Raw genomic sequence first — 13,437 nt, 5'->3', positions numbered from 1 at the left:
ATAGACTCGCCTCTGTAATAGCCCAATTTGGACAATTCCAGCGCGATACAAAAAAAAGCCCGGTCTGAACCGGGCTTTGAGAGGAATGAACCTTAGTTCATGGTAACAGCTTCGGATTTGCCACCAGAGTCATCGACCCCAACCAGAGAGATGGTCGGCATCGTTTCATAGGTGCCCTTGCTGATAGTCACTCGATCAGAGCTGATGCTCTGCAACTCACCGGCAATGGTCCATTCGTAGGACTTCATGCGGCCATCAGTATCTTCGCAGTTCGCATAAACGATCCACGACCCAACGGTCTCTCGTGAGCTCAGGCTACATGCAGGCAACTTGTTCTCTGCCACATTGATGTTCACCTCGCCCTCAGCTTCATGCCCCATTTCTGAGGTTATTTTCAGCTTGATGCTGTGCTCACCAGCGCCCAGAGTTGCTCTGCCGTAGTAACCGCTGCTTTCCAACGGCGTACCATCTACCGAGTAGACGCGAGTCGAAATACGGTCGCGTGGGTGGCCGCCAGAAATGTACGGTCGCAACAGCACATCCAGAGGCTCACGCTCGTATTTGTTCGAGCCAGAGTATTGCAGGTCGATAGCATAGGGCTCTGCCTGGCCGATCTTGAGCGGTTGCTCGATCACGGTTTCATGGCCGCGAGCATCACGGACAGTCACCTTGATGTTGTAATCGCCCGGCTCATTGATCACAAAGGACCGGACAATATCCTGCCGCTGATCCTGAATCACTGCGCCTTCCGGCAACTCCCACTCGTAGGTCGGTTCTTCCAGCTTGCCGTTGAAGGCAATTGGCCGCACTGACGCGGTGATCGTCGCAGGAGCCACGTCAGCGTTCTTCCTGACCTGCATTCCGAAGCTCGGCCATACATACTGCCACACGCGGGAGCGTAGGCTATGCGAGGCTTCTGCACCCTGATCTCGGTATCCTTCGATCCAGGTGGTGTACTTCGTTTCTACAGTAGCCTGGTTGAGGTCAGTGTCCGAAGGCACGTACTCAGCAGTATCACCCTGCACAATTGAGCCATCAGGCAGCGTGAAGAACCCGTTCAGCTTCACGTCCATCCCACGGTAAGGCAGGCTGGTTTCGGCTTTGAACACATACTTCTTACCGGTCTCAATGACTCGCGGCCCTGTCACGTAAGGACGGGGGGCCTTCACTGCTCGGAAGTCAACTGCCGTTTTCGCAACTTCATAGGCATAGCCGTCATCAGCCGGTGCAGTGGCAGAGCGCACACGAGCCCACAGGCGGTATCGGGTTTCTTCATCGCTCGAAAGCGTGATGCTATCCCCTGTCTGCGCGTAGGTTTTGCCACCGTCAGTAGACCACTCAACAATGGCATTGCCACCGGAGATTGGCTCATCGTTCAACGTCAGGTTCGCTGTGTACTTGCCTTCACTTCCGACAAACAACGTGGTCGGGCCGATAACAGCAATATCAGGTTTGTCGTAAGCGACAACACTGACCGCTTCGGTGTACTTTTCCGCACCTGAGTTGACGTTCACCACCTTGGCCCGAACCTGGTACTCCCCCTTGTCGAAGGTCTTCACAAGCTGATACTTGTATCGATCTTCTGGGATGAACTGCTCCCAGGTTTTACCGTCGTCCTTACTGGTTTCCCACACAACCTGGCCGGTAGCCCGGAGATCCTGACGGTCGTCCAAAGATAGCTTGAACACAGCAGTGAACGGAGCTTCACCAGACAACTTGCGAGCCTCCACGCCAGCACCGATGGCACCACCACGAAGCACTGTCAAGAAGGCAGGTCTGATAGACAACTCTGTGCGGTTGTAACCCTCAACAGGGCTTTCCAGAACAGCCTCAGCAGCGATACGGACGGAGGAAGTATCCACACCAGACAGGTCTACTGAGAACTGAGCTTCACCGTTCGATGCTTCCGCATAATCAGTGAGCGCAACCGTCTCGTTGTAGGCCTTTTGCTGGATCAGGCGTACTTTCCACACCCCCATCGTGTTAGCGTCATAGTCACCATCAGGTTTGTACTGATCACGGATGAGAACCCTAACCGGCAATGCCTGGGTGTCAATCGCGGTATCACCTTTAACTTCAACGATAGGACGGATACTGTCAGAAGGTGCAGAGATAGCCCGGTAGACAACCTCAGTCTTCACATCAGGCACCTTGTTGTAGGCCGCGTTCACCTTGTAGGTGGTCTCCTCCCACAACGCTCGCTCATCGGTATTGATGCGGCGATACACCTTATTGGTGGCACCCCATCCCGGAGTGAAGGTCTCAGACTCAAGAACATCAGAGTTGCGCGATATGGCAATATCCAGATCAGCTCGTTCAGAGTTGATAATGGCATCACCCAGGTAGTTACCTGTCATCGGCACCAAGTAGATGTTGTCTTTGAAGTTGTAGTCGGAGGCTAGTTCAACGGTCGGAGCTGGTGGGTCAACCGCTTCGACATTGAAAGTCTCGTCGTTCAACGTCACCCGAGTGCCGTTACGGGTGAAAATACTTACCCGCCACCCCAGAGGGTGATCACCGTTCTCGGCCAGGGAACCTGACAACGAAGGAGATTCCGATAACGGGTCTTGGACCAGTCCATCGGGGATCTGCTGCCACTCGAACAGACAGGTGCGGCTTGCACTGCCAACAGCTTTGTTCGCGGCCTCGTTTTTCGCACGGTCAGCACTGAGAGTGATTGAACAATCAGGACCTTTGCTCTGCTTGAAGTTCACATCAAAGTCTTCAATGACGCGATTCACCTGAGCAATGTCATCAATCGGGGTGTAACCAACAGAGCCATAGGCAGTAGTTACCGTCAGGTTCTGAGAGCCAGACCCAACTTTTACCTTGGAACCGTCACCACTGAACAGGTACAGGCTGTATTCGACAGGTTGTTCACCAATGCTCACAGCCTGCCCCACCAGCCCGGCAACTTTCATCCCGTTGTTGTCCTGCGTAGTTTGTTCAGCCTCATCCGGAGTTCTGTCCCATTGGAGCAAACACACCGGGTCACGAATTGGGTCTGCGGCCATAGCCACATCCTCTTTCGTGGTGAACCGGCAAGGCACACCCGACTCTGGCAGGGCATAGATTTTCACCGGGTCAATAACCTGGCGAATTGTCCATGATTCAGCCGAGAGCTTGGCCGTCCCTTTCCAGGTATTGATGTCCACAACCAAGATGGGTGAGTTCGGCGCGGAGGTCATGACAAGAAGACTGGAAGAGCCGACCACATCAGGAACAGCCGGTTTAACCGGAATGCTCAAACGACCACCTGACGCACCGAAATCATGTTGGCTCATGATCCCCATTGTCTGGCCCGGCTCGATACGCACCCCATTCACCACCAGCGGCACTTTCGCATCAGAACGGAGGGTCGCAAACACGTCGTATGAACCTGTCACGACAGCACCATCACTGAGCGTCAGCGGCTTGGTCTCGATGATCCGCTTGCCATCTGCATGAACAAATTCATGAGTGACAGCGGGGACCATAACCTTGCCATCCATCCCATCCGCCAGCATCACCTGACGCGGTTTGTACTCGAAGCCAACCGCCTTTTGAACCGCGTTGCCTTGTGCGTCCTCACCGGAAACAGTCAGCGTGTAAGATTCCCCTTCCTTCAAAGACGGGAACATTACCGGGTACTCAAGGCGGAATCGACCTTTCGACTCCTCACGCCAAGACAACTGCACCTTGTCATCGGCTGGGCCTCCGACGAGGGCAATAGAGGTCAGCTTAGGACTCGGGTCGGCAGTATCAGTCAAGGTGATTACAACATCATCCAAAGACTGGATTGGTGCTCCATCACTGATCGATACGGTTAGTGTCGGCGCTGAATTATCTATGCTCATAGCATATTGGGAGCCAGTGAATACCTGCTTAACCTCATTACCGAAAGCATCTTTAGCTACGAGAGATATGCCGGTATATGTGCCCTCTGACAGATTCTCAGCAGAAAATGTGAAAAACCAATCATTTGTGCTACTACGAAGAACTTCAGTACGAGACAACGGACGTTCTTCGCCAGTCGAGGTTATCGCAGACGCACTTGAGTTGTTAGAAATAACCCACTGGTTAACACCCCAACCGTCAAATGAATCAGGCTCACGGAAATGAGCTTTAAAAATCCGCCCATTTCGTTCTAACCCAGCAATTTCAGGAGGGTTAAGGTCATAGCAGAACGTTGCCCCAATCCGATCAGACGGAAGTTCAGGCTTCCCTTCCGGTCGAGACCAATATCCAGGCCATGAACATGAGCGCCCACTGAACGATATATCCGTATCCACTTCTGCATAAGAAGCATTTGCCGGAATTTTAGTAGTAGGCAACCAAGATCCCCATAACTCCTGAGCGTAAGGTCTCGGCTCAACATGAAATCTCAGTTTTTTATAATGGTTAACTGAGCTCATATTAATGGTTTCACCGCGGACCCACTGACCATCATCCCTAAGATATTCAACATACTTACCGATGGGAGCCAAGCTAACCGATGGATCAGCTTTCACACTGACGGATGTATTACCAAGAGAGTTCATAACCCAGTCGTAAATAATAAACGACTTAGTTTTTGTCCCATGTTGCTGGAATACATCAGCTTGCGTCTGCCGATAATCATATGTACCGTCTTCGGCAATGATATTGCCTTCAATACAGTTTTTATAATCACACCAGTTACCGCTTTGAGCACCGTAAGGTGAAGAAGGATAGGAGTTTGTTTTGGGTATCCGGTAGAGCACCCTGTAGGTATCGGAATAAATGGTCATTCCGTTCTGATAAGGCGCAAAACCTGATAGGGCCTGACCATTAACCTTAAAAGTTGAGGCCTGCGGGTTCTTAGGGTCATACACTGCTACTGGCTCAGGATTCTCTCCAGACTTTGCACCTACTGAATCCCAAGCAATAGGATAGGCTATTGACCCTTTGTTCCCTGCTTTATCCAGGGCCTCGAAATGAAGCGTATATAGATCCTCCCCATTAGGGAACACAGTGCTCCAGTTCAAAAACTGGCCTTGGCCGTTGGCGTAATTAACCGAGACAACAGGACTCCTCTTGCCTTTGCTATCTACAGCATACGCCTGTATAGAGGAAACCGAAGAACCGGCATCAGATGCAGACACATCTATACCTGAAAATCGGTTAGGACCTCGCAGTAGCGTTCCATCAGAAAGCGCCCGGTTCCATTCCCCTTTTACTGTCACGTTTGCCAAACTTGGCGCTGTCGTATCGACTTGAAGCGGGTATTCATCAGTCTGAACGGAACTTCCGTCTGACGCCAGTATTTCGGCCCTTAGTTTGTAGACTCCCTCGGAAGGAGCCGGTAGTTGAAGTTCCGCACCATAGTAGGATTTTCCACCCACTGTGATGCGATCAGTAGCCCCAAGAAGGTGGCTGGTCGCTGTCGAAACCACTGTTCCATCCGACCGAATCACCGAAATCTTTACCTTTCGGTCGATACCGGCACTCAAGGCAAACGAGATATTGCCCGTTGGGTTGGCATAGTTGGCATTCGGAGTCAGAGACCGTTGCGTACCATCTGGAGCCTTAAAGGTGTATTCCAGCAGCTCTGCATGAGCAGCACCAGCGGTAAGAACCGCCAGAGCCCCAAGCATCGCCGGAATTTTAGGCTTGAAATTGATCATCGCATTCTCCATTCGTTTTGAGTTACAAGAACCCAATGCTGGAGGTTACGGGAGGGAGTGCATAAACATGGGCTGTGGAAGTGCCCTTTTTGAGCAAATAAGGAAATAGTTGGAATTTGTTATGACTGGACTTTTTGCCAAAAAATAAGGGCAGCTTTTAGGCTGCCCCTATCACCCGTTGATTAACGGCAAGGTGTCTTTTACACCCCCAGGCCATTGCTGAGTTGCACAACAGCCGGGATGACCTTCTCTGCATGTTCCAGAGTAGCAGACATGATGGATTCCACTACGGTCGGGGAGTTGTACAGGCCCATACCGCCACCGATACCCATAGCGAAAGCCATGAGGCTCTGGCGAGCGATACCACCAACAACACCGACCAGGATCATCGCACCCGCAACGATTCGACCCAAAGTACCTTGGGTCCAATCCTTGAGAGTTACCCATACGTCGTCAAACGCTGTACCACCAGTACCAGCGTGGGCCTGATCCGGCACGAGCAGGAAGGCTACCACCATCAACCCCAGGAAGAGGAAGAGTGCGTTGTTTTTACTTGAGGCATTCGCCAACTGATTTGCGTTCATCAAGAACATCTCCTATTTGGTTGTTTCAGACTTCGGTTCGTGTTGTACCGTTTGCAGCGGTCTCAAAACTGGCTCACTTTGCGGTGTGCCATCCCCAATCACCCACCTGCGCGGTTCGATTTCGGTATAGACATACCCTGTCACGATGAGATCACCATTGGTGTCCTCCCAGGGAGCTACCCAAATCCGCATAACCTGTGCTGGTGTACGAATTGGAATCGGGCGATCCGGAAGACGCGGTGCGACATAGTTGTCAATCACCGGGTCTCCGGAGCTAGATGAGTTCGCTGAAACGTTTGAGGAACCTTCGCCATCCGCTTCCGCTTTGGCCTCGACTTCCTCTGGTTTCATTGGGCGCGGGACATTTCCGTCATTGGTTGCGGCGTAAACGTCTCGCGCTGACATACACTGAACACCATTCGGCATTCCCGGACAGCTATACTCATCCTTGCCGATGTTGAACGTCGAACAGCCCGACAAAATAAGTAGCGCTGCACCCACCCCCAACATCTTTGCGGATCTTACTGCCTGTTCCTTTTGAGCCTCGCCTCTGGAACTGCCCTTTCTGGTCAAAATGTTCAAATTTTTCATTTCTTGGTTCCCCCGGTGGAACGAATTTGTAGCTTGGTTCCTTTGGTCACGATGATGTCTACCTGACGGCCAGCATCGACCTCGATAACGGGGAAGATGCCTTCGGCCATGTCGATATAGAACTGAGCGATGCGATCTAGCGCCTTACTGGCCCCCTTCACTGCTGCTCCCTGCAACATCTGGTCGGAGAACACAGACTGGTACTGGGTATTTGAGCCAGGGTTAGTGCTGACGACCGGCACAGGATTGACGTCAAAGGCTTCGGAAACGCCACCAAGGAAGCCTGCCATCAAGCTCTTGGCGATGATTTGCCCCTGCTTCGATACGACGCGACCACGGACACCGGCCTTACCGTCTTCACCCACTGCATAGGAATCCAGCTTCGCTTCTATGACCCCCCCATCATCCCGAACGCACGAGAAGGTCTCGCCACGCAGGTACGCTCGCTCTGAACTGAGATCTCCATAGCCTGAAACAATCAGGAAGCACTCACGAACATCCGCACGGAAGCGGTTAGGCAAAATAGCCTCTTTCTGAATCCTGAGGGTCGAAGGGAACGGATCTCGACGAGCACCTTGAGATGTTGGTGCGTCCATACCGTTGATGAGCACCCCTGTCAGGATGGAGCCAGAAGGTAGGTAGATAGACTCATCATCCTTGTTGTCCTTCTCTTCAACTTCTGGCGCTTTCTGCGAGTAGCTCACTATTTGGATGCCTGGTTTAGTTGCATCACGACCGTCTCCCTTGCCAGTTGCAGGAGCCCCACCCTTCGAGTCAGGAAGCGGTGCGTCCCGAAAAAAGGATGCTGGATCTTTGTAGTCGAGCTTTTTCTCCATGAACTGACCATCACCACCAGATGCACCATTAACATCGGCTCTGGCATCCTCTGATGAAGAGGATGTTTTTCCACCAGCAGCGCCGGTTTCGACTTTCTTAGCCAATTCCATGTTCTTCTGGGTCAGGCGGTCCAAATCTTGACGAAGGCGGGTCATCTCACGGCCAACATCACTGGATTTCCCGGCAGTGGTTTTGGTTTCCTCCAGCTCTTTCTTGACTCGTTCCAGCTCCTTTTTCAGGTCGGAGTTTTCACGAGACACCATCTTCACATCGGCAGACAACGAATCTATCCCGATCTCACGGGTGTTTTTGTCTGTGAGAACGTGCTTGATGGTTTCTTGGCGACCGCGCTTCTCTTCTTTCTTGGGTTCACCAGAGAACATTGTCACGACCGCAAAAAGAACGAAGACGCCGCCAGCGATAGACACCCAACGCTTCTTGTTGGGGTCTAACTGTGTCCAAAATCGCTTAATCATTGGGCACCTCCCAGCAGCGATGGACGCTTAGACGTTGGTGCGAGACCACGCTTCTGCTTCTTCGCCACATAGATCTCCGTCTTCTGGCCGGGCTCAAGCACGTTAAGCGGCCACGTAGTCACCGCAGCCACATCCCAGCTCCCACACAACGCCTCTTTGAACTCAATAGGCTGATCAGAGACGTTCAGGGCGACACCGATGAACACGTTAAGGTGGTGGCCCATCATGTATTGCCCCTTGCTAAAATCCACCTTTACCCCAGGATGAGCGCAGCTCGGCACCGCAGCACCAGCAGGGATGCGGTTCAACGTGTAACCTTGAGGGACTTCACCAAGAGCAATCTTTCGGAATACTGACCGGATGGTTTCGACATAAGGCTGGCTCTGTTCCCAGGTCTCAGCCTTGGTATTGGCAAAAGCACCAGTGATACCTACACCACCATCGAGCTTGAGAAAGACTTCTCTGGGCGGAATACGACGGGGAACCATCGTCAGGCTGAGAGCTTGGGCTTCCGAGCCTTTTTCAGTAATGAACATAGTCACCGGATACTGCTTATCCGTGGCGACATAGACCACATTCTCTTTGATGCAGACCTCACCACACTGGCCGTTATCCGTCGCCCCGGTCAGAGATGTTGAAACGATCTCAGGATTGCTGAAAGGCGTGACGATTCGGTTCGGATGACCAACGGCTATCGGGATGATCTGGTTAACCCCCGGCTTCATCGTCAGTAAGGGGTTTTCATTCATGCTGCCCACAACCTCATGGGAGCTTTGTCCTGACGTCACAGGGGCAGGAACATCCTTTTTCATAACACTGGCCGGGACAACAGGAATGTCATCCGAGGCATAGGCCATTGAAGTTCCAAGCGCCAAGGACAGCGCCAGGAGCGAAAGTTTAGCGTTGTTCTTCATGCTTTCTCCGGTTTTCTTCTTTGCGCTGGAGTTGCTCCAAAACAGTTTTGGTGCGTGGCTTTCCTACATAGGTGTCGATGTAGTCCAGCACGGGCGCGTAGTTTGAAATCTTGATGGCGAACTCGTAGGAGCGTTCGCTACGCTCTTCGTTAGAAGAAGCCCCTTTGACGTAGGAATATCCGTAGACAAACACCTTGTCGCTCTTGGGCTCGTACTCAACAAAACGCGGCTCAAACCGCATGGTTACGCGGTCGTTCTTGATCTGTTGAGCTTGAATTTCGATGGCATCAATCACGTCCTGATAGATGCTCGGGGAGAGAAGCGGGGTGATCCGTTCTTTCACAAAGTCAACGGTTCCTGGCGTCACATTGCCAAGGAGCTGAGCAAAAGCGAAACCCCAAGCCTCTTTATAGGACTGAGAGGCGTTATTTTTCGTCACCCAGGCTTCTTCCGTGAGCGTGAAAGGCTGGATAGTGACGATGGTTTCCTTGCTGAATACTTGGACCACCAGCAGGAAAACGATAGCAATAAGACCACCCTGGAAGATTCGTCCCCACTTATTTTCTGTTTGGGTCCCTTCCCAGGTCTTGAGATACTTTTTCAGGTTCAAGGCAAATACCTCCGGACAAACGGATTCTTGAGAGATTTGGCCTTGGTCATGATGAACCCGGCCCAGTAGATCATGTGGAGCAGGTATCCATCCGGATGGTTATCCCTGAATCGGCGATAAAGGTTGGTTACAAGTAACCCCCCCAGAAAGCAGATCAGGGCCTTACCGATGATGACCCCTATCGTTAGCCCCAAAAGCATCGGGGCCAACTCATCTGCGCTCCACAACAGCAGATGCGGGGGCTCATCGACCCGGCGCGGTATCTTTACAGGCTTCATAGCAACCCTCTTCTTTTCCTAGTGGCCTGTATTCTCATTCAGGGTCACTGATTTTCTGCCACGGCTTCGCGCCCTTTTCGGGCACTTCCAGCGACAAATAAAAAAAGGCGGCCTAAGCCGCCTTTTTTGCGTTTACTGGATCGGTTATTGATTTTGAGGAACCGCTTCCGAATGTTTTTCCGAAGCCGCAACGCTAACTTCATTGGCTGGTCGGGCCACCCCCAGAGTTTTCACTTCCTTGTTAGCATTGGCTTTAAACTTGAACATCAGACTGTACGCCGCCAGCAGGAAGAAGCTGAGAATGCCCCAGTAGGTCTGAACCGTGCCCAGAGCCTTGGCCGGGTCACTTGCAGCTCTGTTGGCCGTATCAGCAGCCAACTTAACCCACTGACTCCAGTCAAAACCTGCCGCAAAAGCAGACAGCCAAAACGCGACGGCCACTGGAACGATGAAGATGCACATCAGCACCGCGTTCATCAAAAACCAGAAAAATTGTTTATTAAGGTTCACACTTCCTCCCATTAACCTAGAAAATTGAATGCGTGTTCCAGGTTCATCCCTGCAACAACACCTATAACGAACATCACCTGCCAGACAAGGAACTGCCAGGAGATGAATGAACCAGATGAGCTTTCGCTTTCTCTGACGTGAGCTTGTGCGGACATAGACCCTCCAAATAACTTGTCGTCATCACGGAGTAATCGTCTCTTAATTGATCAATCTAGGAACAGTGCTGTTACGGCCCATTTTGGGCACTTTATGGAGGTTTATTCGAGGAGATGATAAGAGCGGGAGGCGAAAAACTTTCACATGTGAAAGTTCAAAGCGGCCAATGGCCGCTTGTTTCACACTGTTCTATTGTAACGGAGTTCTCGATAAGCATCCCATGCTTGCTCTGATGAGACACCTCGACAACCAACATCTGTGGCGCACTCAAGGTCCATCTTGTACTGCTTAACCTTCTGGTCTGCTGTATCGCCCCAGCTCATGGCTGATGGGTACTTGGAAACACTAAACACATTTTCAAGTTCAGCCTGATAGTCGTCGTTTTGTAACAGAGGTTCGGTTTCACCATCATCCCAGCGAATGTAAGCCTTACCCTGGAGAGCCTTCAAATGCAAAGGCACCAGTAAGGTGGAAATCACTTCGTCAGCCCTGATGTCTTTGTAAGCACACCAGTGAGGTTTAACGGTGATCACACCATTTACCAAAACGATGTCACACGCCAGTGTCGCTTCAACATTATCGTTAACATCCTGCCGAGCGTAGATCTCCACGAAACCAACCTGCTCTGGAACAACCTTGTCGATGAAGCTCCAAAAGCTGGGGTACGACGTTCCATCGCTGAGCGTCAACTGACCGTCATGCTCTTTCAGCATACGGTTCAGTTGTGCAGTGAAGAACTCTGCCGACACTTTTCTTGCCAATGGTTCCATATCACTCAGTCGTAGAGTGGCTCCTGCACCCCCCTCATACACCTCTCCAAAAAAGAAATCTCTCTTACGCATTAGACTTTGCCTCCTTTAATCGCTTGCTGGGTCAGCTTGATCCAGTTCAACGGGTTTTCACAGTCAACATGGTTGCCAGCGGCACCAACTACCGTTTTGTATGCCTCCGAGCCTGCCGCTGTGTGTACTGCCAGCATAAACGAAAACATAGGGTCATTTTGCATGGTGCCAATCATCATTGCACTGGAAGTGTCTTTGAGCTGGCAGTTTTCAACCCGCAGATTGAGTACATCTTTTGCCACCATCTTACAGTCGGGACACACCTTCTCAAGGTTCTTGAGCTTTGCGTCGTCATTGAGCACATCAGGAGCCGCGATGGCAGTACCGGCCATACACAGCCCCAGTGCCAGCAGTTTGAGTTTATTGGTTACTTTCATGGTTCCTCTCTATATCGTTCCAATTTCGTTTCGGTAAAAGAACAGTGGCCCAGTGACTGTTCTGAGTTCCGGCGTTACTTGCTTTACTCTTGAGCAAATATGCTGCTTGAAAAAGTTGTGGTATCCGTACAAAGCTGGGCGTGTAAAAACGGAATAGATAATGAGGGTGATGGCCGCACCAGCGGCCCACCCGATCACGTCCGGAGAGATAAGTCCTGGCACGTCTGAGATACGTTCTGGTTCAACCAAGCGGCACACCACCAGCACCCAGAACCACATTACCGGCATCACAAAGATCATCTTTCCGACGCAAGCAATGAGCACCTTCACCAAATTCAAGCTCTGCGCCCAGTAAAGCCACAACGCAGACAAGGATTGGCGACGTATCACCTGGTAGACGTTCAATGGGATGTCGCACAGATGCACCCCATCTTGATTTATAACGGAGTAGCTCATCCTCCCTCCCTATACCCGTTTCTGGAGGTTGCCGAACGTCAGGCCAACCAGGACACAGCACGTCATCATTGTCATCGGGATGACAACCGGATCGAGCGCTATGGGGATGAAGAACGCGATGAACAATCCGGCCATCAGGTACATCGTTCCGCGAACGCTATAACGATGGAGAACCGGACTCGCATAATCGAAGTTGGTCCGCTTAATTCGCCATGTCATCATCCCGTCATATACCGCAGGTACGAACAGGATCAGCATATAGGGAGCCCACGCGGCTAACAGCGCCAACCGTGTGTAGAACTGGTAAATGACGTTGACAAAGGCTTCCATGCGGCCTTTGACCCACACAAACCAGCCCTTGCCCATATCCTGCATCCCCTTGGACTTCTGGCGCTCCTCTTCTGATGGGATCAGCGTTTGGTACATCCCCTCATAGAAGCCTGAATCAATAACGCTCGACCTGAACCAGGTAGATGCTTTGTTCTGTATCCAGTCTCTTGCTTCGACACCAAGACTCTGTTCCACCAGCACGGATTCCCTTTTGATGGCTCTGTCTGTCCAGTCGCCAGGGATCAGCAGCAATATTGCCAGCAACTCAATAACCAGCAGCCATGCGACCAGCAACCACGGCTTCTTCATAGTCGGTTCTCCTTAAAACAGTTTTCACGCTCTCACAGGTGATGAGCTCATACAGCAAGCCACGCAAAGAGGTCTCATCCTCATGGGGCTGCGGGTTAATGGATAGTTCTCCTGGATGGGAAGAAAGCCACAGTGAGAACGACTCTCCTGAATCGACAGACCATGAATCACCGCCACTATCGACAATTTGCACTTCCAACGCCCGGCAGGTTTCGGTGATCAGGGTTTCCAGAAATGCCCCAATTCTGGCCGGGTCTTCATATTTCTCTCTCTGCTCATGAAACACGAGCTGGCTGTAGCGATGCAGAGCTTCTTCAATGATCGGGTAAATCACAGGCTCCTGATTAGCCTTAATCCCGTCTGTGATGTAGCAGCTCAGCTTCTCGATGATGGCCTCCGATGCAGGCCAGTCGAATTGGAGGATGCTCAGGATGTGAGCGTTCTTGCGGCCACGACTTTTCAATTCATTCATAACCCTGTCGAAAGGGTTCACATCGACCATGATGGCTACCTCGTAATCTCTATACTTCTTGTCACACATAG

14 protein-coding genes are annotated in these 13,437 nt (G+C 51.5%); all 14 read right to left on the bottom strand.

The window, feature by feature from the left end; all coding sequences use genetic code 11:
• Positions 1-92 precede the first annotated feature (92 nt).
• Positions 93-5,624: an Ig-like domain-containing protein gene (locus M1F03_RS18950; protein WP_272572966.1), complete on the bottom strand. Its 5,532-nt coding sequence runs from the start codon at positions 5,622-5,624 to the stop codon at positions 93-95.
• 200 nt (positions 5,625-5,824) lie between these two features.
• A complete protein-coding gene (gene traA / locus M1F03_RS18945) occupies positions 5,825-6,142 on the bottom strand; it encodes a TraA family conjugative transfer protein (RefSeq protein WP_064754699.1) in 318 nt (105 codons plus the stop codon).
• 78 nt (positions 6,143-6,220) lie between these two features.
• A complete protein-coding gene (gene traV / locus M1F03_RS18940; RefSeq protein WP_000793435.1) occupies positions 6,221-6,799 on the bottom strand; it encodes a type IV conjugative transfer system lipoprotein TraV in 579 nt (192 codons plus the stop codon).
• Positions 6,796-8,109, bottom strand: a complete 1,314-nt coding sequence (locus tag M1F03_RS18935) for a TraB/VirB10 family protein (RefSeq protein WP_024131605.1) — start codon at positions 8,107-8,109, stop codon at positions 6,796-6,798. The genes traV and M1F03_RS18935 overlap by 4 nt, the downstream gene beginning before the upstream one ends.
• Positions 8,109-9,026: a type-F conjugative transfer system secretin TraK gene (locus M1F03_RS18930; RefSeq protein ID WP_000794249.1), complete on the bottom strand. Its 918-nt coding sequence runs from the start codon at positions 9,024-9,026 to the stop codon at positions 8,109-8,111. The genes M1F03_RS18935 and M1F03_RS18930 overlap by 1 nt, the downstream gene beginning before the upstream one ends.
• Positions 9,010-9,636, bottom strand: coding sequence for a TraE/TraK family type IV conjugative transfer system protein (locus M1F03_RS18925; RefSeq protein ID WP_001049716.1), 627 nt, complete (start codon positions 9,634-9,636; stop codon positions 9,010-9,012). The genes M1F03_RS18930 and M1F03_RS18925 overlap by 17 nt, the downstream gene beginning before the upstream one ends.
• Positions 9,633-9,914: a type IV conjugative transfer system protein TraL gene (gene traL / locus M1F03_RS18920; protein WP_000805625.1), complete on the bottom strand. Its 282-nt coding sequence runs from the start codon at positions 9,912-9,914 to the stop codon at positions 9,633-9,635. The genes M1F03_RS18925 and traL overlap by 4 nt, the downstream gene beginning before the upstream one ends.
• A 144-nt stretch (positions 9,915-10,058) precedes the next feature.
• A complete protein-coding gene (locus tag M1F03_RS18915) occupies positions 10,059-10,424 on the bottom strand; it encodes a hypothetical protein (protein ID WP_001052531.1) in 366 nt (121 codons plus the stop codon).
• Positions 10,425-10,435: 11 nt separating this feature from the next.
• Positions 10,436-10,579, bottom strand: coding sequence for a hypothetical protein (locus tag M1F03_RS18910; RefSeq protein ID WP_001275801.1), 144 nt, complete (start codon positions 10,577-10,579; stop codon positions 10,436-10,438).
• Between the two features lie 180 nt (positions 10,580-10,759).
• Positions 10,760-11,422: a hypothetical protein gene (locus tag M1F03_RS18905; protein WP_001231463.1), complete on the bottom strand. Its 663-nt coding sequence runs from the start codon at positions 11,420-11,422 to the stop codon at positions 10,760-10,762.
• Positions 11,422-11,799: a hypothetical protein gene (locus M1F03_RS18900; protein WP_000869261.1), complete on the bottom strand. Its 378-nt coding sequence runs from the start codon at positions 11,797-11,799 to the stop codon at positions 11,422-11,424. The genes M1F03_RS18905 and M1F03_RS18900 overlap by 1 nt, the downstream gene beginning before the upstream one ends.
• A 241-nt stretch (positions 11,800-12,040) precedes the next feature.
• Complete coding sequence (locus M1F03_RS18895) at positions 12,041-12,217, bottom strand: hypothetical protein (protein WP_169342285.1); 177 nt, start codon at positions 12,215-12,217, stop codon at positions 12,041-12,043.
• Between the two features lie 47 nt (positions 12,218-12,264).
• Positions 12,265-12,894: a DUF4400 domain-containing protein gene (locus M1F03_RS18890; RefSeq protein ID WP_000743450.1), complete on the bottom strand. Its 630-nt coding sequence runs from the start codon at positions 12,892-12,894 to the stop codon at positions 12,265-12,267.
• Positions 12,851-13,396, bottom strand: a complete 546-nt coding sequence (locus M1F03_RS18885) for a hypothetical protein (protein ID WP_000228720.1) — start codon at positions 13,394-13,396, stop codon at positions 12,851-12,853. Before M1F03_RS18885 ends, M1F03_RS18890 begins: the two co-directional genes overlap by 44 nt.
• Between the last annotated feature and the right edge of the window lie 41 nt (positions 13,397-13,437).

It is taken from the genome of Providencia sp. PROV080 (assembly GCF_033688105.1).
GTDB lineage: Bacteria > Pseudomonadota > Gammaproteobacteria > Enterobacterales > Enterobacteriaceae > Providencia > Providencia zhejiangensis.
Note: the sequence above shows the minus strand (reverse complement) of the source record. Positions and strands in the feature narration are given on the sequence as shown.

What these genes read in the sequence shown, in the direction of transcription:
- M1F03_RS18885 (WP_000228720.1), bottom strand. Translation starts at nt 13,396, where the DNA reads ATGGTCGATGTGAACCCTTTCGACAGGGTTATGAATGAATTGAAAAGT.
- M1F03_RS18890 (WP_000743450.1), bottom strand. Translation starts at nt 12,894, where the DNA reads ATGAAGAAGCCGTGGTTGCTGGTCGCATGGCTGCTGGTTATTGAGTTG.
- traA (WP_064754699.1), bottom strand. Translation starts at nt 6,142, where the DNA reads ATGGTGGTAGCCTTCCTGCTCGTGCCGGATCAGGCCCACGCTGGTACT.
- M1F03_RS18900 (WP_000869261.1), bottom strand. Translation starts at nt 11,799, where the DNA reads ATGAAAGTAACCAATAAACTCAAACTGCTGGCACTGGGGCTGTGTATG.
- M1F03_RS18910 (WP_001275801.1), bottom strand. Translation starts at nt 10,579, where the DNA reads ATGTCCGCACAAGCTCACGTCAGAGAAAGCGAAAGCTCATCTGGTTCA.
- traL (WP_000805625.1), bottom strand. Translation starts at nt 9,914, where the DNA reads ATGAAGCCTGTAAAGATACCGCGCCGGGTCGATGAGCCCCCGCATCTG.
- traV (WP_000793435.1), bottom strand. Translation starts at nt 6,799, where the DNA reads ATGAAAAATTTGAACATTTTGACCAGAAAGGGCAGTTCCAGAGGCGAG.
- M1F03_RS18930 (WP_000794249.1), bottom strand. Translation starts at nt 9,026, where the DNA reads ATGAAGAACAACGCTAAACTTTCGCTCCTGGCGCTGTCCTTGGCGCTT.
- M1F03_RS18950 (WP_272572966.1), bottom strand. Translation starts at nt 5,624, where the DNA reads ATGATCAATTTCAAGCCTAAAATTCCGGCGATGCTTGGGGCTCTGGCG.
- M1F03_RS18905 (WP_001231463.1), bottom strand. Translation starts at nt 11,422, where the DNA reads ATGCGTAAGAGAGATTTCTTTTTTGGAGAGGTGTATGAGGGGGGTGCA.